The 18,103-nt window shown below is 69.9% G+C and carries 16 protein-coding genes and 1 tRNA gene; 9 read left to right on the top strand and 8 right to left on the bottom strand.

The annotated features are described in order from the left end of the window. Positions 1 to 30: 30 nt before the first annotated feature. The 3 genes from HDC34_RS12655 to HDC34_RS12645 form a co-directional block, all read right to left on the bottom strand. The gene (locus HDC34_RS12655) at positions 31 to 402 is read right to left on the bottom strand and encodes a RidA family protein (protein WP_151424474.1); all 372 of its coding nucleotides are present in this window, start codon (positions 400 to 402) and stop codon (positions 31 to 33) included. Between the two features lie 230 nt (positions 403 to 632). Beyond that, the gene (locus HDC34_RS12650) at positions 633 to 1,676 is read right to left on the bottom strand and encodes a zinc-binding dehydrogenase (RefSeq protein ID WP_179557247.1); all 1,044 of its coding nucleotides are present in this window, start codon (positions 1,674 to 1,676) and stop codon (positions 633 to 635) included. An 83-nt stretch (positions 1,677 to 1,759) separates the two neighbouring features. Continuing rightward, a complete protein-coding gene (locus HDC34_RS12645) occupies positions 1,760 to 3,634 on the bottom strand; it encodes a BCCT family transporter (RefSeq protein WP_308807342.1) in 1,875 nt (624 codons plus the stop codon). A gap of 269 nt (positions 3,635 to 3,903) precedes the next feature. Here HDC34_RS12645 and HDC34_RS12640 point away from each other — a divergent pair, with 269 nt between their 5' ends. The 3 genes from HDC34_RS12640 to HDC34_RS12630 all read left to right on the top strand — a co-directional run bounded on the left by HDC34_RS12640 (position 3,904) and on the right by HDC34_RS12630 (position 5,633). Next, positions 3,904 to 4,359, top strand: a complete 456-nt coding sequence (locus HDC34_RS12640) for a YbhB/YbcL family Raf kinase inhibitor-like protein (protein WP_179557245.1) — start codon at positions 3,904 to 3,906, stop codon at positions 4,357 to 4,359. A gap of 75 nt (positions 4,360 to 4,434) precedes the next feature. Next, positions 4,435 to 5,283 (top strand): phosphatase PAP2 family protein, encoded by an 849-nt coding sequence (locus HDC34_RS18235; protein ID WP_179557244.1) that lies wholly within the window; start codon positions 4,435 to 4,437, stop codon positions 5,281 to 5,283. An 86-nt stretch (positions 5,284 to 5,369) separates the two neighbouring features. After that, positions 5,370 to 5,633, top strand: coding sequence for a hypothetical protein (locus HDC34_RS12630; RefSeq protein WP_179557243.1), 264 nt, complete (start codon positions 5,370 to 5,372; stop codon positions 5,631 to 5,633). A gap of 171 nt (positions 5,634 to 5,804) precedes the next feature. Here HDC34_RS12630 and HDC34_RS12625 read toward each other — a convergent pair whose 3' ends face one another. Then, positions 5,805 to 7,016 (bottom strand): carbamoyl-phosphate synthase large subunit, encoded by a 1,212-nt coding sequence (locus HDC34_RS12625; protein ID WP_179557242.1) that lies wholly within the window; start codon positions 7,014 to 7,016, stop codon positions 5,805 to 5,807. 177 nt (positions 7,017 to 7,193) lie between these two features. On the opposite strand from HDC34_RS12625, the gene HDC34_RS12620 reads away from it, so the two are divergent. Then, positions 7,194 to 8,279 carry a nuclease-related domain-containing protein gene (locus HDC34_RS12620; RefSeq protein WP_179557241.1) on the top strand — a complete coding sequence of 362 codons (1,086 nt, stop codon included), beginning with the start codon at positions 7,194 to 7,196 and terminating at the stop codon, positions 8,277 to 8,279. A gap of 75 nt (positions 8,280 to 8,354) precedes the next feature. On the opposite strand, the gene HDC34_RS12615 is transcribed toward HDC34_RS12620, so the two are convergent. The 4 genes from HDC34_RS12615 to HDC34_RS12600 all read right to left on the bottom strand — a co-directional run bounded on the left by HDC34_RS12615 (position 8,355) and on the right by HDC34_RS12600 (position 12,806). Beyond that, positions 8,355 to 8,429 (bottom strand) — tRNA-Gln (locus HDC34_RS12615). Between the two features lie 52 nt (positions 8,430 to 8,481). Then, positions 8,482 to 9,600, bottom strand: coding sequence for an NAD(P)/FAD-dependent oxidoreductase (locus HDC34_RS12610; protein WP_179557240.1), 1,119 nt, complete (start codon positions 9,598 to 9,600; stop codon positions 8,482 to 8,484). A gap of 498 nt (positions 9,601 to 10,098) precedes the next feature. Continuing rightward, positions 10,099 to 11,622 (bottom strand): glutamate--tRNA ligase, encoded by a 1,524-nt coding sequence (gltX, locus tag HDC34_RS12605; RefSeq protein ID WP_104311120.1) that lies wholly within the window; start codon positions 11,620 to 11,622, stop codon positions 10,099 to 10,101. 65 nt (positions 11,623 to 11,687) lie between these two features. Continuing rightward, a complete protein-coding gene (locus HDC34_RS12600) occupies positions 11,688 to 12,806 on the bottom strand; it encodes a GNAT family N-acetyltransferase (protein WP_179557239.1) in 1,119 nt (372 codons plus the stop codon). 183 nt (positions 12,807 to 12,989) lie between these two features. On the opposite strand from HDC34_RS12600, the gene HDC34_RS18230 reads away from it, so the two are divergent. The 5 genes from HDC34_RS18230 to HDC34_RS12575 are packed head-to-tail and all read left to right on the top strand — an operon-like array spanning position 12,990 to position 17,957. Beyond that, positions 12,990 to 13,934, top strand: a complete 945-nt coding sequence (locus tag HDC34_RS18230) for a siderophore-interacting protein (protein ID WP_179557238.1) — start codon at positions 12,990 to 12,992, stop codon at positions 13,932 to 13,934. Next, a complete protein-coding gene (locus tag HDC34_RS12590) occupies positions 13,931 to 14,944 on the top strand; it encodes an iron ABC transporter permease (protein ID WP_179557237.1) in 1,014 nt (337 codons plus the stop codon). Before HDC34_RS18230 ends, HDC34_RS12590 begins: the two co-directional genes overlap by 4 nt. Further along, entirely contained in the window at positions 14,941 to 16,011 is a 1,071-nt protein-coding gene (locus HDC34_RS12585; protein ID WP_308807341.1) for an iron ABC transporter permease, read from the top strand. The genes HDC34_RS12590 and HDC34_RS12585 overlap by 4 nt, the downstream gene beginning before the upstream one ends. After that, positions 16,008 to 16,874, top strand: coding sequence for an ABC transporter ATP-binding protein (locus HDC34_RS12580; protein ID WP_179557236.1), 867 nt, complete (start codon positions 16,008 to 16,010; stop codon positions 16,872 to 16,874). The genes HDC34_RS12585 and HDC34_RS12580 overlap by 4 nt, the downstream gene beginning before the upstream one ends. 54 nt (positions 16,875 to 16,928) lie before the next feature. Continuing rightward, positions 16,929 to 17,957 carry an iron-siderophore ABC transporter substrate-binding protein gene (locus tag HDC34_RS12575; RefSeq protein ID WP_179557235.1) on the top strand — a complete coding sequence of 343 codons (1,029 nt, stop codon included), beginning with the start codon at positions 16,929 to 16,931 and terminating at the stop codon, positions 17,955 to 17,957. The last annotated feature ends 146 nt before the right edge of the window (positions 17,958 to 18,103 follow it).

The raw sequence follows: 18,103 nt of genomic DNA, 5'->3' as shown, positions 1-18,103 counted from the left end.
GGGGCCGGATGGACCCCGCCCGCCCGGCGACTACTCGCTGATGACCGCGTCGACCTCGACCTCGAGCAGCAGGTCCTTCGCGACGAGGCCAGCGGTGCCGATGAACGCGCACGCCGGGCGGATCTCGCCGAAGACCTCGCCGTGCACGGCACCGACGGCGTCGAAGTCGCGCTCGATGTCGACGAGGAACACTCGCGTGCGCACGACGTCGCTCAGCGAGGCGCCCGCCTGCTCGAGCGCGGCCCCGATGCGTTCGAAGATCTCCCGCGCCTGCTCTTCAGCATCGACACCCGGAGCCGTCGTGCCCGCCACGAAGACGAGGTTGCCGACCTTCACGGCCCGCGAGTAGCCGACCGTCGCCTCGTAGGGCGAGCCGGAGGAGATGTTCGTGCGTTCGGTCATGGGGGCTCCTTCAGGTGAGCAGATGGGGTGTCCGGCCGATGGTGTCCGGCAGCGGTGTCCAGCAGGAGCGAATCTCCGGCAGGAACTGGAAGCATGGCAGACGTTGGTCGTCCTGCCGGCACTGGTGCGCCCGGCAGGCCGCCGCGGCCCGTCGAGGGCGTAGGCGCGAGCTCGCATCTGCAGCCAGACCGCCAGGGCGGAGGCGGAGACCGACGCGCAGGCGAACCGGTTCAGCCGTTGGGCGCGACGAGCACCTTCGCGTGCTGGGTGCTGCCCTCGGCCAGGTCTGCCAAGAGCTGCGGCAGCTCGTCGAGCGTGATGATTCCGGTGATCAACGGGCCAGCATCGACGGCGCCGCCCGCGAGCGCGCGCATGGCTCCGACGAAGTCGCTGTGCGTGTAGGCGAGCGAGCCGATGACGGTGAGCTCCCTCGACTGCCAGTCCCCGTAGGACACCTGCGAGTCGGTCATCGGGTAGCCCAGCAGCGCCAGGGCCCCGCCGCGGCGCACGAGCTGCGCGCTCGCCTGGAAGAGGCCAGCCGCACCCGTGCACTCGTAGAGCACATCCGCGCCGCGACCGTCGGTCGTCTCGAGCACCCGCGCCCTGAACTCGTCACCGGGTTCGAAGACCTCGGTGAAGCCGAGCGCTCGCGCCGTCTCCCGCCGCGACTCGGACGGCTCGACCACGATGACGACTCCGGCACCCGCGTGGCGGGCGTGCTGGGCGGTGAGCAGTCCGATCGGGCCCGCCCCCTGGACGACGACGACCGCGCCGAGCTCCTGCCGCGCCCGCCGCACCGCGTGGAACGTCACGGCGGTCGGCTCGACGACGCCGAGCTGCTCGTCGGAGAGGGCGTCGAGGGCACGCTGCACGCGCCGCTCGGGAACCAGGAGGTGCTGCGCGAACCCGCCGTGCTCGGGCGCATCCGGGTCGACCCCGTTTGCCTCGGCGAACGCCGTGTCGCACTGCTCCGCGTGGCCGGCCCGACACATCGAGCAGTCGCCGCAGGCGGGGCCGACGCTCGCGACGACCCGGTCGCCGACCTCGACGGTCGAGACGTCCTTCCCGACCTCGACGACGGTCCCCGACCACTCGTGGCCGAAGACGGTCTTCGGGATGAACTGGGGCGCGCTGTACCCGTGCGTGTCCGTCGCGCAGACGCCGCAGTAGCGGATGCGCACCAGCACCTGGCCGGGGCCGGGTGAGGCGAGCTCCTCGTCGCGGAGGAGGACGGTGCTCGGGGCGGTCACGGAGGCGATTCGGGTCTGGGTCACGGTCAGCCATTCTATCGGCCGCTCACATAGCGAACTGGGGCGCGACGTCCCCGTCGCACCCCAGTCACGCCAGCCCGGCCGCCCTACTCGATCGCGCCCCGCACCGGCGGCGCCGCGATCCGGCCCTGCTCCGCCTCATCGCCTGACGCGGTCGCCGACTCGGGGTTCTCCTCGTCGTCCTTCACCACGTCGAGCATCCCCGTGGTCGCGTCGGTGTACCACTCGGTCAACGCCGGATCGTCGGAATCGAGCCAGGCACCGGCCCCGTGCTCCGACTCGACGACACTCGCACCGAACACGAAGTCGTCGCCGTGCTCCGCGATGCCCGCGCGCACGCCCTCGTCGATGGCCTCCTTCGCGAAGCGCCGGCGCATCATGTACGGGTCGGTGCGCAGATCCTTCGCCCACGCCCACATGATGCCCATGACGACGAACGCGAACGGCAGCGCCGTGACGACCATGATCGCCTGGAGCCCCGAGAGCGCATCCCGGCCGCCCGCCAGCAGCAGCGAGACCGCGATGAGGCCGAGCATGAGGCCCCAGAAGATCGTCACCCAGCGCGACGGCACGGGTTTCCCCTGCTGGCTCATCGACCCCATGACCATGGAAGCAGAGTCGGCCGAGGTGACGAAGAAGATCACGATCGAGACGAGCGCGACCAGGCTCGTGATGAGCCCGAACGGCAGCTCCTGCAGGAGCGCGAACAGCATGAGCTCCGGCGAGCCCGCCTCGCTGATCGGCACGCCCTGCGACTCCATCCACATGCTCGTGCCTCCGACGACACCGAACCACAGCGTGCAGATGATCGACGGCACCACGATGACGACCGTCACGTACTGGCGCAGGGTGCGGCCGCGGGAGATCTTCGCGATGAAGAGACCCACGAACGGCGTCCACGACACCCACCACGCCCAGTAGTACGTCGTCCACGCCTGCATGAACGCTTCCGTGTCACCGCCCATCTCCGTGTTGCGCATGAGCATCGTGCCGAGCTCGCCGAAGAACGCGACCCCGGATGCGGGAACCAGGTTCAGCAGCAGCAGCGTCGGTCCCGCGATGAAGATGAAGACGCCGAGGAGGCCGGCCACGACCATGTTGATGTGGGAGAGCATCCGGATGCCCCGCTTGACGCCCGAGACGGCAGACAGGATGAAGAGGGCCGTGAGCACCGCGATCGTCGCCACCAGGAACCCATTGCCGAGCTCGCCGAGGCCCGTCACGACCTGCACGCCAGAGGCGATCTGCAGCGCGCCGATGCCGAGCGACACGGCCGTGCCGAAGAGGGTCACGAGGATCGCGAACACGTCGATGATCGGCCCGAACCAGCCCTGCGTGCGCTGCGAGAAGACCGACTCGAAGAGCGCCGAGATGAGCGGTGCCCGGCCGCGACGGTACGACGCGTACGCGATCGCCCCGCCGACGAGCGCGTAGTAGGCCCAGGCCATGGGCCCCCAGTGCAGCACGGTCTGCGCGAGCGCCGTCTGCATCGCATCCACCGTGCCCGAGTCGACGTCGAAGCCGTGCGGTGGGGCGAGGAAGTACGTGAGCGGTTCCATGGGCCCGTAGAAGAGGAGGCCGATGCCGATACCCGCGGAGAAGAGCATCGCGATCCACGACACCATCGTGAACTCGGGCTTCTCGTCGTCGGCACCCAGCCGCACTCCGCCGGTGCGGCCGTATCCGACGACCAGCATGAAGACGGCGACGGCGATCGTGAGCACCGAGAACAGCCAGCCGAAGCTGCCCGTCACCCAGTCGAGCGAGATCGCGCCGACGTCCGAGAGGCTGTCGGGGGCGAGCAGGGCCCACGCGATGACCGCGACGACGCCCGCACCGGCGATGCCGAACACCGACCAGTTCGTGCGGAACGCTCGGCCGGTCGACTCGACGCCGATGCCGGGAACAAGCGCCGGGTGCATCGGGTCAGGGTCGATCACCTCGCGGATGATGCGGGTCACGGGGCCACGTTGGGGCCCGAACGAAGGGGGCTGCTGTTCGAACGAGGAGGGTGGTGTGTCCTGTGAGCTCATGGCGCGGGGAACGTCCGTTTCTCTCGGGGGAAGGCAAACGGGGTGCAACGTTACCCGAAGGGCTTTCCGCGGCCGAGTCGAGTTCGCACCGCTGCGACCGTCCTCTGACGCCGCGACGGGCGCTGAGCAACCTCGGAGGCCTGCGCGCGAGACTTGGCTGAGTGAACCACCTCACACCCCAGCATCGAGGAGACCCAATGCCGCTCAACATCGCCGACCTCACGATCACCAGCCCCGACTTCGAGGCCGGAAGCCGCCTCGCGGACACGTACAGCGCGGACGGAGCCAACACCGCCCCTCGGCTCGAGATCACGGGCGTCCCGGCCGACGCCGTCGAGCTCGCGCTCATCGTCCACGACCCGGATGCGCCCCTGCCGCTCGGCTTCACCCACTGGATCGTGTACGGCCTCCCCGCCCAGGACGGCATCATCGACGCGAACGCAGACCATGCCCGCGCCGCCACGAACAGCGCGGGCAAGGCCGAGTACATGGGACCACAGCCTCCAGCGGGGCACGGCGACCACCACTACTACTTCACGGTCTACGCGCTCGACCACCACGTCGAGGGCACGCCGACCCGCGAGGAGTTCCTCGACGGGTACGCGCACGCGATCCTCGAGCAGAACCGACTCGTCGGCGTGTACTCGAACTAGGCGCATCCCGGAGATCGCGCGACCCCGGCCGCGATCACAGGCAGCGCCCCGGCAGCTCCCCCTACATTGGGGGCCGTGACCCACCCCCGCGATTCCTCCCAGGGTGTCGAGGGCGAGCTCGCCCAGGACACCACGTTCGACGACCGCGTCGTGCGAAAAGCCGACTCCAAGGCGGCGGTCGCCGTCCGCCAGGGCGTCCAGCGCGTCGGCGACAGGGTCGGCCCGAACAGTGCGCTGATCCTGCTGCTCGTGATCGGCGCTGCGATCATCCTCGGCCTGAGCATCCTCGCCGCCGAGATCTACGAGGCCGTCACCGACCGGGACGGCGTCGCGGGCCTCGACCAGCCGCTGCTCGACTACGCGATCACCCTCAGATCCCCGCAAGCCGACGCCATCATCACCGCGTACACGGACATCGCCGGGCAGATCGGCATGCCCGTCATCGCCGTCGGAACGCTGCTGATCCTGTCGATCCGCCGCCGCTCATGGACGCCGGTCATCCTCATCGTGGCGGCGGGCGGTGGCTCACTGCTCATGACGGTCGTCGGCAAGAACTTCATCGGGCGCGTGCGCCCCGAGCAGTCGGAGGCCGTGCCCCCGTACGAGACCTCCGCGTCGTTCCCCAGCGGGCACACGCTCAACGCCGTCGCCGTCATCGGCGTCATCGCCTACCTGCTCATCCTGCGCCGCCAGACCCGGCGCGCCCGAGTCCTCATCGCCCTCGGCGCCGCACTCTTCGCGCTCACCGTCGGCCTCTCACGCGTGTATCTGGGACACCACTGGTTCACGGATGTGCTCGCCGGCTGGGTCCTCGGAGCCGCCTGGCTCGCGTTGGTCATCTGCGCGCACCGCCTGTACCTGCTCATCCGCGAGCAGCGGCATGCTCGCCAGCTCGAGCAGACAGCCCAGGACAGGGCCGCCTGAGGCGCAGTCTGAGGCAATCCGTCTTGCCACGAGTCTCCCAGGAGGCACAGACGACTCGTGGATCCACGATCGCTACGGTCGCCGGCATGGTTAATCTCAAGAAGCGGGTGTCCACTGTCATCGCCGGTGCCGTCGTCGCGGGTGGCCTCATGTTCGGCGGGGCGACCGCCGCCCAGGCGGTGACGCCCAACTACAGCGTCGGCCCATTCGCCACGGCAAGCGAGTGCGAGGCCGCGAAGATCACCTATATCTCCTCCTGGACGAAGATCAGCCAGGGCTGCACGTACTACCCGCAGCAGGGTGGCTTCGTCGACAACGGCTACTACTTCCACTACCGCGCGATCGCCTGATCGAGGTCGCCGGCACCGCGCGGCTCAGCAAGCGATGCCCTCCGCCACACCGTACGTGGCGGAGGGCATCGTCGTTCCCTGGCCACCGCGGCGACCGAACGTGCTGCGAGCGTCACTGCGGCTCGGCGGCAACGCGCGCAGCAAGCGCGGCAGCTCAGGCGGCGGGGCAGCTCAGACGCGCTGCTCGTGCACGGCCTCGAGCGCCGCGCGATCCTCCGGCAGCATGCCGTCGATCGGCTCGCCGTTCCAGACGATGTCCGCGCCAAGAGCCGCGAGCAGCTCCTTGCGCTCCCCGTGCGAGAGCTGGGCCCCGTGCACGATCGTCGCGGGACTCCACAGCATCGCGAGCTCGTCGTGCCAGCCAGCGCCGACGTCGCGCACGTGCAGCAGGTCGTGGAGTGACTTCGGGAGGTGCTTGATGGGCTCGGCGAACGCATCCGCGAGCACCGCGAGCTTCACCTGACGCTCGACGCCCGGCGCGACCACGAACGGCTCCGGGTTGCTGCCCTTGAACGCCTCCGAGACCTCCTCGGCCTCGAGCAGGATGACACCGCTCGTGGGCCGCGGGTTGCATTCGATCGCGAACAGTCCGCCGTCGTTGTCGACGAAGTCGAACGACAGCTGCCCCGTGTAACCCGGGTCGAGGGTGTCGACGAGCTTCTGCGTGTAGTCGAGCGTCTCCGTGCTGTCGATCGCGAGGAACGAGATGCCGGTGCTGTGCGCCCACTGCTCGGGCGCGCGGTAGGTGCAGTGCGCGGTGACACGGCCATCGACGACGATGCTGTACGTGCAGATCATGGGGCCGTCGACGAACGGCTGCACGAGCCACGGCTGGTCGGGCGTCGGCACCGCGTCGTCCACCGACATCTTGCCGGCGAGCGGTCCGGTGTTCGTGAGCAGCCCCACGCCGCCGCGCGAGAACGCGGCGCGCGCGAAGTACCTCGGGTACTGGTCGATCGCCGCCCGCAGCTCCTCGGGGCTGTTCGCCACGATCGTCTCCGGCACGGGCACGCCGGCCTCGATGGCGAGGCGCTTGAAGCTGGCCTTGTCGTGCAGACGGGCGAGCTGCTCGAACCCTCCCGTGAAGACGCTCGTGCCGTCCGGCAGCTCGTGGCCGCGAGCCGCGAGGTAGAACGCCTCCTCGAACGTCGGGATGACGACGTCGATCCCGTGCACTTCCACGATATTCACGAGGTCTTCGATGAACTCGTCCGTGTTGAACCGCGGAGAGTTCGTCACGAAGTGCCCCGCGAGGTACTTCGAGTGATTGCCGATGGCACCCGCGTAGGTGTCGCTGGCGAACACCGTATGGCCCGTGCTGCCCAGCTTTCGGATGATGTCGAGCGCGAACGTGTTCCGGGAACTGGTGACGAGTACTCGCACGGGGAGATCCTCTCGAAAGGGTGGAAGCGGGTCACGCCAGCCTAGTGAAGCACCCGTCTCAGCCTCGCCCCGGGGATCACGAGAAACTCCCCGTCGAACTCCCCACTTCAGCACCTCGGGCCGACGTGCCGGACCACGCTCCCCGTCGATGTCGGTGGCCGGTGCTGTACTTGGCGCATGGAAACTCAGGGGTGGGTTGCGGTGAGCTTCGTGCTCGGCGCAGCCGTCGCAGTCATCGTCGCGCTCGTCTTCAGGTCGCGGGCGAACAAGCGCTGGAAGACCACGCTCGAAGAGCGCGAGAACGCCGCGGAGGCAGAACGGAAGGCGCTGGCCGCCGGCGCAGAGCGGGCACACGCAGCATTCGACGAGCGACAGCGGGAGCTCGTGCGGACCACGGAGGCTCGTCTCGAGCAGCTCGCGCGAGCACATGACGAAGAACTGCAGCGGCGCCAGCTGGTGCTCGAGCGCCACCAGCAGCAAGCCAGGCGCTCCCTGGAATATGAGCTCATCTCGAGGGCGGCGATCCTTCAGAGCTGCGGGACCCTGGGACTGGACGGGGTGCTCGCGACCAACACGTGCATCCTCGTCGAGGAAGGGTTGAGCACCAACAGATACGTGACGCAGATCGACCACGTGCTCATCACAACCGCCGGGGCGCTCATCGTCGAGCACAAGCGCTGGCGCGGAACCATCTTCGACGGCATCCGACCGAGTGCCGCGAGCGCCTCCTACAAGAACCTCATCGACGACTCCAGACTCGATCCACCCTTCGCCGTGCAGATTGCACCCCGAGGCGGGCCTTTCAGAGGCAGTGAAGAAGAAGCCGGCGGGCTCGCCGTGCGCACGCACCTCGGCTCCAAGTCACCACGGAAGCAGGTCAGGGCGCAGGCCGTACACCTCTCCAAGCACCTCGACGAGCAGCTCGGTGGCGCCCCTTGGATCGATACGTGCGTGTTCTATTCGAGTTCCGACGCGACCGTCTTCACCGAGACGCGAACCGGCACCACCCCAGAGGACCAGACAGCCGTCGTGGCCGGCGAGCGAGAGTTCCTCGACCTCCTCGTGCTCCGAGAGCGGACCAAGCGAGAGCGCCTCGACCGAGACCTCGTAGAGCGGATCGCGGCCCTCCTGCACACGGGCGGGGCCAAGATCGATAGCTTCGGAGCGTTCTCGCACGGACCGGCCGCGATCCTCGCCAGCCAGATCGACCCGCCGATGGATACCCCGGCAGCCCCGGCGATGGCGGATGCGCCTCTGGGCTGACCCGGAAAACTGCTCTGGTACGCGAAAAGGCCCCGCGTGGCGGGGCCTTTTTCGTGTTGCTGCTGTTGCTCAAACTGGCTGGGGTACCTGGACTCGAACCAAGAACAAAGGTACCAGAAACCTCCGTGTTGCCAATTACACCATACCCCACTGGCACCGAAGCGCCTCAGAGAGCATAGCGCACTCCGCGAGGCTGGACAAATCAGCGCGTCGCCCGGGCCCCGAGCGCGCCTGACTCGAGGCCGAGGAGGTCCCGGTCCACAGCCATGCCGGTCTGCGCACCGTTCCCCGCCGCGACGATGAGCATCTGCGGCCCGGGCCCCGTCAGCTCCCCCGTCGCGTAGATGCCGGGCACGCTCGTGCGACCCAGCTCATCCGCCGCCACGAGGCCGAACGCGTCGAAGTCGACACCGAGGTCGCTCGCGAAGTCGAGCTTCGCCACGTAGTTGGGGCGCACGAAGACGGCCTCGGTCGTCACGACGTCGCCATCCTCAAGCGCAACCCCCGTCACTCCCCCCGGCCCGCCTTCGACATCGACGACGGCCCGGTTCTCGACGACGACTCCGCGCTCGATGAGGTCGAGCTCCTGCAGCTCAGCAAGCTGCCCTTCCCCCGCGAACACGGTCAGCGCGCCGGTGAAGCGCGTCAGCTGCACCGCCCGCTCGTAGAGATCCGTCACCCCCGGCGCCGCGATCACGGAGACCCGGCGGTCGCGCTGCGTCCACCCGTCGCACTCGACGCAGCTGTGGATGCTCGTGCCGTAGAACGCGCGCAGCATCGGCAACGCAGGCAGCACCTCCGTGAGGCCCGTCGCCAGGATCACCGAACGCGCGAATACCGCCCGCGCTGGCGTGCCGCGCACCCCCTTCGCCTCGACCGCGAACCGGTACGGCACGCGTACCCCATCCCGGCGACGAGATGCGATCTCTCGCGGGTCAGCGCTGACACTCGAACCGTCAGCCGCGGGGACGCCACCCGCCACGAACGCGAACGACCCCTCGAACGCGGCCCCCTGCGAGGCCTCCGCGCCCGCCGATTCCTCGTCGCTCAACGCGCGCACCCGAGAGACCTGGGCGAACTGGATCTCCGCATCCTCGTACGCCTCGACGTCCTCACGCCCCAGCCTGCGCAGCTCGTTCGGGGCGGTGTGGTCGCGCGTCAGGAAGCCGTGCGCCTCGAGCGTCGCCGAATGCCGGGGCCGATTGCCGTCGAGCACCAACGTCGAGTACCGGTGCCGCGCGAGGATCAGCGCCGCCTGCAACCCCGCAGGCCCACCCCCGATGACAACAACGTCGTAGTGCGTGCCCAAGGCCTCGGTCATGCAGTCCTCCCGGAGTCTCCCGCCCGCCGGCTCAGGCAGGCGGGCATCCTCTGAGGGTATCCTCACCCGTCCCGACGTGCGAGGGCTGGCGCGATCCGCGGGCCTCTGGGCGCCATCGCATCAGCCCACTCACGCCGACCGTGCGACTTCACCAGCCCCTCGCCCTCGGATACAAGTCTCGGGATGGGTTAGACGCTTCGGGATGGGAAAGAAACCATCCCGAAGTGAATAACCCATCCCGAAACGAGGTGCGTGCGCGCCCGACGTGCCGCCGAGCGTTCCGCGACACCTGCGGGCGCCATCCCATCGGCCCACTCACGCCGACCGTGCGACTTCAGCAACCCCTCGCCCCCCGACACAAGTCTCGGGATGGGTTAATCGCTTCGGGATGGGAAAGAAACCATCCCGAAGTGATTAACCCATCCCGAGACGAGGGGGTGAGTGCTCGGCACGCGCGAGCGGACACGCGCGAGCGGGTGAGCGCGCGAGCAGCGCGGGCTACGCGGCGAGGCGCGAGGCGAGCGAGCGGATGCGCGCGAGCGACTGCTCGCGGCCGAGCAGCTCGAGCGACTCGAAGAGCGGCGGGGAGATCTTGCGGCCGGAGACGGCGACGCGGATCGGGCCGAACGCGACGCGCGGCTTGAGGCCGAGGCCGTCGATGAGCGCGCCGCGGAGCGCCGCTTCGATCTGCTCCGTCGTCCACGCATCCGGCGCGTCGAGCGCGTCGAGGGCCGTGATGGATGCGTCGAGCACGCCCGAGACGTCGCCCTTCAGCGAGCCGACCGCCGTGTCCTCGACTTCGAGGTCTGCGGCGTCGACGAAGAGGAAGCCCAGCATCTCCGGGGCCTCGCCGAGGAGCTGCATGCGCTCCTGCACGAGTGGGGCCGCGCGGCCGAGCAGCTCGAGCTGCGCATCCGTCGTCTCGAGCGGGAGCACCCCGGCGAGCTGCAGCGGGGCGACGAGGCGTGACGCGAAGTCGTCGGCGCCGAGCAGGCGCATGTGCTCGCCGTTGATGGCTTCGGCCTTGGTGAGGTCGAAGCGCGCCGGGTTCGGGTTGACGTCTTCCACGTCGAACGCGACGATCATCTCGTCCATCGTGAACACGTCACGGTCGGCGGCGATCGACCAGCCGAGCAGCGACAGGTAGTTGAGGAGCCCCTCCGGCAGGAAGCCGCGGTCGCGGTGGTGGAAGAGGTTCGACTCGGGGTCGCGCTTGGAGAGCTTCTTGTTTCCTTCGCCCATGACGTAGGGCAGGTGACCGAAGCGCGGGATGAACTCGGCGACTCCCACGTCGATGAGCGCGTGGTACAGCGCGATCTGGCGCGGCGTCGACGAGAGCAGGTCCTCGCCGCGGAGCACGTGGGTGATGCCCATGAGCGCGTCGTCGACGGGGTTCACGAGCGTGTACAGCGGCTTGCCGTTCGGCCGCACGAGCACGAAGTCGGGGAACGAGCCCGCCTTGAACGTGATCTCGCCGCGCACGAGGTCGTCGAAGGAGAGGTCGGTGTCCGGCACCCGCAGGCGCAACGCAGGCTCGCGGCCCTCGGCCTTGAGGCGGGCGATCTCGTCGGCCGACAGGTCGCGCTCGTAGTTGTCGTACCCCATCTTCGGGTCGCGACCTGCGGCGATGTTGCGCGCCTCGATCTCCTCACCCGTCGCGAACGACTCGTACAGGTGACCGGCGTCGCGCAGCTTCTGGATGACGTCGAGGTAGATGTCGGTGCGCTGCGACTGGCGGTACGGCTCGTGCGGCCCGCCAGCGTTCACGCCCTCGTCCCAGCCGAGGCCGAGCCAGCCGAGGCCGTCGATGATCTGCTGGTAGCTCTCCTCGGAGTCGCGCTCCGCATCCGTGTCCTCGATGCGGAACACGAAGGTGCCCCCGGTGTGCTTCGCGTAGGCCCAGTTGAAGAGGGCTGTGCGGATGAGCCCGACGTGCGGGGTCCCCGTGGGAGACGGGCAGAAGCGGACGCGGACATCGCTGCCCGTTGCGGTGGTTACGAGCGAAGAAGAGGATGCAGTCATGAGGCCCCCAGCTTACCGGGGCGAGCCCACGCGCCGGGAGCTCCGTCGGCAGCTCAGCTGGCAGTTCAGCCGAGCACCTTCCGCCAGGCGCCCTCGCTGATGAACGGACGGAAGCCGAGGGCCTCGTTGACGTTCAGCATCGGCCGGTTCTCTTCGGCGTTGTACGTGTAGACCCGCTCGACGTCGGGGTGCAGGCTCCTCCACGCGAGCAGGTTCTCCGCCTTCACGAGCAGGCCGAGCCGGTGGCCGCGGTGCTCGCTGAGCACGAGCGTGTCCTCCTGGTCGGCCCGCTTCGTGCCGTCGGCCATCCGCTGCAGCTCGGTGAAGGCCACGAGCTCGCCGCTCGGGAGGTGCTGGATCGCGCCGACCAGCACCTGGTCGCCTCGGGCGGTGGCGGTCGACTCGAGCTCCTCGCGAACGCGCTTCGCGTCCCACGACTGCTCGTCCTCGGCGAGGTCGCCCTGCGGGGCGTCCGTGCTCATCCGCGCCTTGAGCTGCGCGTAGCCGTCGATGTGCTCCTCGGGCGTCGGGTACGACCATGAGACGTAGCGGTAGTCGTCGCCGGCGACCTCGGCCGCGCCGTCGCGCAGCCCGCGGAGGCCGGCGTCGCGCTCCTCCCCGAGCTCGAGCACGCTCATCCGCTCGACCTGTCCCAGCTCGAAGCCGCGCCCGACCAGCATCTGGGCGGCCGGATCGAGGGCGGGGATGTCACCCACCCCGGTCGGTGACGGGATGCGCGGCCCGTCGACCTCCCGGTGCACGACCCAGGTGCGGATCTCGGTGCGGCCCGCTTCGCGCACCAGGCGCTCACCCAGTTCGTAGGCGGCGGCCCCGAACCCGCGGCCCCTCGCCTCCGGGTGGATCTCGAGCATCATCTTCGCCATGTGGACGTCCTCCGTGAGCGGGAGGTCGAAGAGGACCCGGCCGACGAGGCGTCCGTGCTCTCGGATGAGACGACCGTCGCGGCGCTCGTAGTCGCTCGCCTCGTAGCCCGGGAGCAGCACCTCAGCAGGCAGGACGAAGTCGTCGTTGCGATACGTCTCCCGGGCGACGGCGTTGCGGAGCGCCGTCATCTCGTGGAACGACTCGGCCGACGCATCGCCGAGCGATGAGGGGATGGCCAGGGGTTCGGCGGTGAACCCGTCTGGCTGACTGGCGGCGGGGGCAGTGGTGTCGAGCGACATCGGATGCTTCCTGTTGGTGCGGTGAAGCTGCGGCATCGCAGCCGGCCAGAATATCGATGGCGGCGCGCTCAACTCAAGCGGGCTGCGTGGCGACCGTCCGTCGCGCATCGCGCTTCAGGTACACAACGACCAGAACCGTTCCAGAACTGGACGCCGGGGTAAGGCAAGGCTTATCTTGGCTCGGTGACTGCTTCCGCTGCTCTCCAGACCCGCCCCGCCTACCGGCCGTACTGCGCCGAGGTCCGCTCGGTGCAGCATCTGTCGCCGGCATTCACACGGGTGACCTTCACGTGCGAAGAGTTCGAGCACTTCGGCACCACCGGGCTCGACCAGCGGATCAAGCTCATCCTCCCCATGGCCGACGGCACGACCAGCGACTTCGGGCAGCGCGACCCTGAGGTCCTCGACGCCGGCCTCTGGTACGAGCGCTGGCGCGAGACGCCGACGGCGCAGCGCAGTCCCCTGCGCACCTACACGGTTCGCCGCGTCGACCCGGACGCGCGCGAGATCGACGTCGACTTCGTCGTGCACCACGGTGCTGGCCCCGCGGGAGCCTGGGCCGAGACCGCGAAGCCCGGCGACGACCTCGTCATCGTGGGCCCCGACCAGCGCAGCGAGCACTCGCACCTCGGCGCCGACTGGCACCCAGGCACCGCCAAGCGCCTGCTCCTCGCGGGCGACGAGACCGCGGTCCCCGCCATCGGCTCCATCCTCGAGTCGCTCGACGAGCGGTGCGACGTGGACGCGCTCCTCGAGGTGCCGACGAGCGCAGACATCATCCGCATCGACGCGCCCGCGAACTTCCGCATCACCTGGCTGCCACGCGACGGCGCCAAGCACGGGGCGCGCCTCACGGAGGCCCTGACCAGCTGGTGCGAGGCCTCCCCCGACGCGCTCGCGCAGGCCGCATCCCCACGCCCGCAGCAGATCGCCGACATCGACGTCGACGTCGACCTCCTCTGGGACAGCCCAGAGGACGGCGAAGGCGAGTTCTACGCGTGGATGGCCGGGGAAGCGGCGACCATCAAGACGCTCCGCCGCCACCTCGTGACCGTGAACGGCGTCGACCGCAAGCGCGTCGCCTTCATGGGGTACTGGCGCCTCGGCCAGTCCGAGCACCAGGAATGATCGCGGGCGCACGCGCGCGCCGCATCCGCCTGGTCGCCGTCGGCGCCGTCGCGCTGCTGATTGCCGCCGTGATCCTGAGCCTCCTCGTCGGAGCCCGCCCCATCGCCCCCTCCGTGGTCCTGGATGCGCTGCTCTCTCCCGATCCAGAGCTCGCGGACCACACCGTCGTGCGAGACCAGCGCATCCCCCGCACGCTGATCGGTCTCCTCGCGGGCGCGGCGCTCGCCGTCGCGGGCACCCTCATGCAGGGCATCACACGCAACCCGCTCGCCGACCCGGGACTCCTCGGCATCAACGCGGGGGCCTCCGTCGCCGTGCTCGTGGCCATCACGTTCTTCAGCATCTCCGCGCCGACCGGATTCGTGTGGTTCGCGTTCGCGGGAGCCGCCGTCGCCGCCGTGGTCGTGGCCTTCGTCGGCACTCGGGGGCCCGACGGCGACAATCCGGCGAAGCTCGCGCTGACCGGGGCCGCGGTCACCGCCGGCCTCACCGCCGTGACCACCCTCATCCTGACGACCTCCATCGTGGCGCTCGACGTCTTCCGCTACTGGCAGGTCGGAGGGCTCACCTCGCGTGGCCTCGACACCGTCGCCGTCGTCGCCATCCCGCTCCTCATCGGCGGCATCATCGCCGTCGCGAGCGCGCGCGGCCTCGACCTCATCGCCCTCGGCGCCGACACCGCGGCAGGCCTCGGGCAGAACGTGGCCCGCACCCGCGCGCTCGGCATCCTCGCCACCGTGCTGCTCTGCGGGGGCGCCACCTCGATCGCCGGCCCCATCGTCTTCATCGGGCTCCTCGTCCCCCACGCGCTCCGCGCCATCGTCGGCGACGACTACCGGCGCCTCCTCCTCATCGGCGCGCCCCTCGGCGGCGCCGTCCTGCTCATCGCCGACATCATCGGACGAGTCATCGCCCTCCCCGGCGAAGTGCAGGCCGGCGTGGTCGTCGCCTTCGTCGGCGCCCCGGTCCTCATCACGCTCGTGCTGCGTCGGAAGCAGGTGGCGCTGTGACCGGATGGGATACGCGCACGCTCGCCCCCGCCGCGGAGCACGCAGGGGCCGACTCGCCACTCGAAGCGGTGCGAGCCCGCGTCCGCCGCCGCCGTTCCGCCGTCTTCGTCGGCCTCAGCGTGGCCCTGGCCGCGGTTGTCCTCGTCGGCGTGACGACGGGCGACTACCCGCTGACGCTCGAACAGCTCGGCCGGGCACTCCTCGGCGGCGGCGACCGGCTCGAGACGTACGTGCTGTTTCAGGTGCGACTCCCCCGGGTCCTCATGGGCGTCCTCGTCGGAGCGTGCCTCGGCGTGGCCGGTGCCCTCTTGCAGGGCGTGCTGCGGAATCCCCTCGCGAGCCCCGACCTCCTCGGCATCAGCGGAGGCAGCAGCGTCGCCGCTGTGTTCCTGCTCCTCGTCTTCGGCGTCACGGGGCCCTTCCTCGCAATCGCAGCGTTCGCCGGAGGCCTCGCGGTCGCCGGCGTCCTCCTCCTCGCGGCTGGCCGGCGCGGCGAGGCCGGCTTCCGCCTCATCCTCGCCGGCATCGGCATCTCGTTCCTCTGCGTCGCCATCATGAACTACCTCATGGTCCGCAGCCAGGTCGAGCTCGCCCAGGCCGCGCTGCTCTGGGTCACGGGCTCCCTCGCCTCCACCGCCTGGTGGCACCTCCTCGTCGTCGGCGTCGTCGCCCTTGCGGCGCTCCCCGCCGTGACGCTCTCGGCCCGCTGGCTGCCCATCACGCAGCTCGGCGCATCCACGTCCGCCGGACTCGGCGTCAGCACCAGTCGGGTGCGGATGATCGCGGTCCTCACCGCGGTCCTGCTCACCGCCGCCACCTGCGCCTTCGCGGGACCCATCTCCTTCATCGCCCTGTGCGCGCCCGCCATCGCCAGGTCGCTGCTCGGCCACGGCGCCATCGGCGTCGGCGCGAGCGCGCTCACCGGAGCGGCCCTCCTCACCGGCGCCGACCTCGTCGCGCAGTTCGCGATCCCCGAGACCTCACTGCCAGTCGGAGTCGTCACCGGAGCCGTCGGCGCCGTGTTCCTGCTCTGGCTCCTCGCCTCCACGAAAGGACGCCAGCTGTGACCGGCGACGACTTCGCGCTTGCCCCCACCGTCGACCCCGCCGCGAGCACCGGCCCGGGCCCACGCCTCTCCGCACGCGGGCTCTCCGCCGGCTACCCGAGCCGCACGGTCATCGAGGGACTCGACCTCGACATCACCCCCGGCCGCATCACGATGATCATCGGCGCCAACGCCTGCGGCAAATCCACCCTCCTCGGCGTGCTCGCCCGCCTCACCACGCCGCTCGCTGGCAGCGTTCGCCTCGACGACGTCGACGTGGCGAGCATCCCGAGGCGCCGGTTCGCGCAGACCGTCGGGATGCTCCCCCAGCATCCGACCGCCCCCGACGGCCTCACGGTCGCAGAGCTCGTCTCCCGCGGACGCCACCCCCACCGCGGACTCTTCGACCGCTGGGGCCAGGCCGACACGAAGCACGTCGACGAGGCCATGCGCCGCACCGGCGTCGCCGAACTCGCCGACCGCCCCGTCGGCGACCTCTCCGGCGGGCAGCGCCAGCGAGTGTGGATCGCGATGTCGCTCGCCCAGAACCCCAAGGTGCTCCTCCTCGACGAACCCACGACGTTCCTCGACCTCAGCCACCAGCTCGAGGTCCTCGACCTGCTCGTGAGCCTCAACCGGCGCGAGGGAACCACCATCGTGGTCGTGCTCCACGAGCTGAACCTCGCCGCCCGCTACGCCGACGAGCTCATCGTCATGCGCGACGGACGCATCGTCGCCAGCGGAGCCCCCACCGACGTCCTGACGAAGGAGGTCGTCGCCGACGCGTTCGCGCTCGACGCGCTCGTCATGCCAGACCCCCTCACCAAGACGCCCCTCATCGTGCCCGTGCCAGGCGGCGCCCACACCGGCAGCGAGCCCGCATAGTCCCGCCGCACCCCGACTTCCTCACGTCACGCCCCCGCTCGAAAGGAACCACCCATGCACCGAATCCTCCGACCGATCGCCGCCGCAGCGGTCACGGTCACGGCGCTCGCGCTCAGCGCCTGCGCCCCCGCGGCCACCGACGCGGGCGACGCGGCCGCCGCCCCCGGCGACGCATCCAGCTTCCCCGTCACCTTCGAGCACATGTACGGCAGCACCACGATCGAAGAGGCACCGACCCGGATCGCGACGTGGGGCTGGGGCGTCACCGACGCGGTCCTCGCCCTCGGCATCGTCCCAGTCGCCATGGCCTCGATGGACTACGGCGGAGGCGACGACCGCATCGCGCCGTGGGTGTCCGACAAGATCGAGGAGCTCGGCGGCGAGACCCCCGTCATCCTCGACAACGCCACCTACGAGCTCTCCGTCGAGGCGCTCCTCGCCACCGACCCCGACGTGTTCATCGCGTCCTACTCGGGGCTCACACAGGAGGAGTACGACGCCGTCACGGCAGCCGGCGTGCCGGTCGTCGCGCCGGAGGAAGCCATCTGGTCGACGCCGTGGCGCGACGTCATCACCGACACCGGCAAGGCCCTGGGCCTCGAGTCGGACGCCACCGCGGTCCTCGCCGACCTCGACCAGCAGGTCGCCGACCAGGCCGCAGAGCACCCCGAGTTCGAAGGCACCACCATCGCCTACGCCTCGGAGGACGTCGACACCTTCTACCTCCTGCTCGAGAACGACCCGCGCGTCGAACTGCTCACCGACCTCGGGTTCACGAGCGCACCATCCGTCGCAGAGCTCGCCACCGGAGAGTCGACCTTCTCCACCACGGTCTCCAGCGAGAACCTCGACCGGATCGACGCGGACGTCGTCTTCACGCAGACCGAGACCGAGGAGCAGCTGCAGACGTTCCTGACCTCGGACCGCACGAAGCTCATCCCCGCCGTCTCGAAGGGTGCCGTCGCGGCGCTCGTCGGCGAAGAGAACGGGGCGGCCATCTCGCCGACCGCGCTCTCCATCCCGTTCTTCCTCCCGACGCTGGTCGAGCAGCTCACCGCCGCCACGGACGTCGCGAACAGCTAGCCGCGGCGCCCACTCCCGCACGGCGCAGATCGCCGCCAGCCAATGTGCCCTTTCGGGACGCCCAGAAGGGCACATTGACTGGCGGCGATGGGCCGACGCAAGGTCGGCGGGGGCTCCAGCTAGACGCGGATGGCGCGGCTGAGCGC

Source organism: Pseudoclavibacter sp. JAI123 (genome assembly GCF_013409665.1).
Taxonomy (GTDB): domain Bacteria; phylum Actinomycetota; class Actinomycetes; order Actinomycetales; family Microbacteriaceae; genus Pseudoclavibacter.
Note: the sequence above shows the minus strand (reverse complement) of the source record. Positions and strands in the feature narration are given on the sequence as shown.

What these genes read in the sequence shown, in the direction of transcription:
- HDC34_RS12655 (WP_151424474.1), bottom strand. Translation starts at nt 402, where the DNA reads ATGACCGAACGCACGAACATCTCCTCCGGCTCGCCCTACGAGGCGACG.
- HDC34_RS12640 (WP_179557245.1), top strand. Translation starts at nt 3,904, where the DNA reads ATGCCGCTCAACATCGCCGACCTCACGATCACCAGCCCCGACTTCGAG.
- HDC34_RS12630 (WP_179557243.1), top strand. Translation starts at nt 5,370, where the DNA reads ATGGTTAATCTCAAGAAGCGGGTGTCCACTGTCATCGCCGGTGCCGTC.
- HDC34_RS12620 (WP_179557241.1), top strand. Translation starts at nt 7,194, where the DNA reads ATGGAAACTCAGGGGTGGGTTGCGGTGAGCTTCGTGCTCGGCGCAGCC.
- HDC34_RS12610 (WP_179557240.1), bottom strand. Translation starts at nt 9,600, where the DNA reads ATGACCGAGGCCTTGGGCACGCACTACGACGTTGTTGTCATCGGGGGT.
- gltX (WP_104311120.1), bottom strand. Translation starts at nt 11,622, where the DNA reads ATGACTGCATCCTCTTCTTCGCTCGTAACCACCGCAACGGGCAGCGAT.
- HDC34_RS12600 (WP_179557239.1), bottom strand. Translation starts at nt 12,806, where the DNA reads ATGTCGCTCGACACCACTGCCCCCGCCGCCAGTCAGCCAGACGGGTTC.
- HDC34_RS12590 (WP_179557237.1), top strand. Translation starts at nt 13,931, where the DNA reads ATGATCGCGGGCGCACGCGCGCGCCGCATCCGCCTGGTCGCCGTCGGC.
- HDC34_RS12575 (WP_179557235.1), top strand. Translation starts at nt 16,929, where the DNA reads ATGCACCGAATCCTCCGACCGATCGCCGCCGCAGCGGTCACGGTCACG.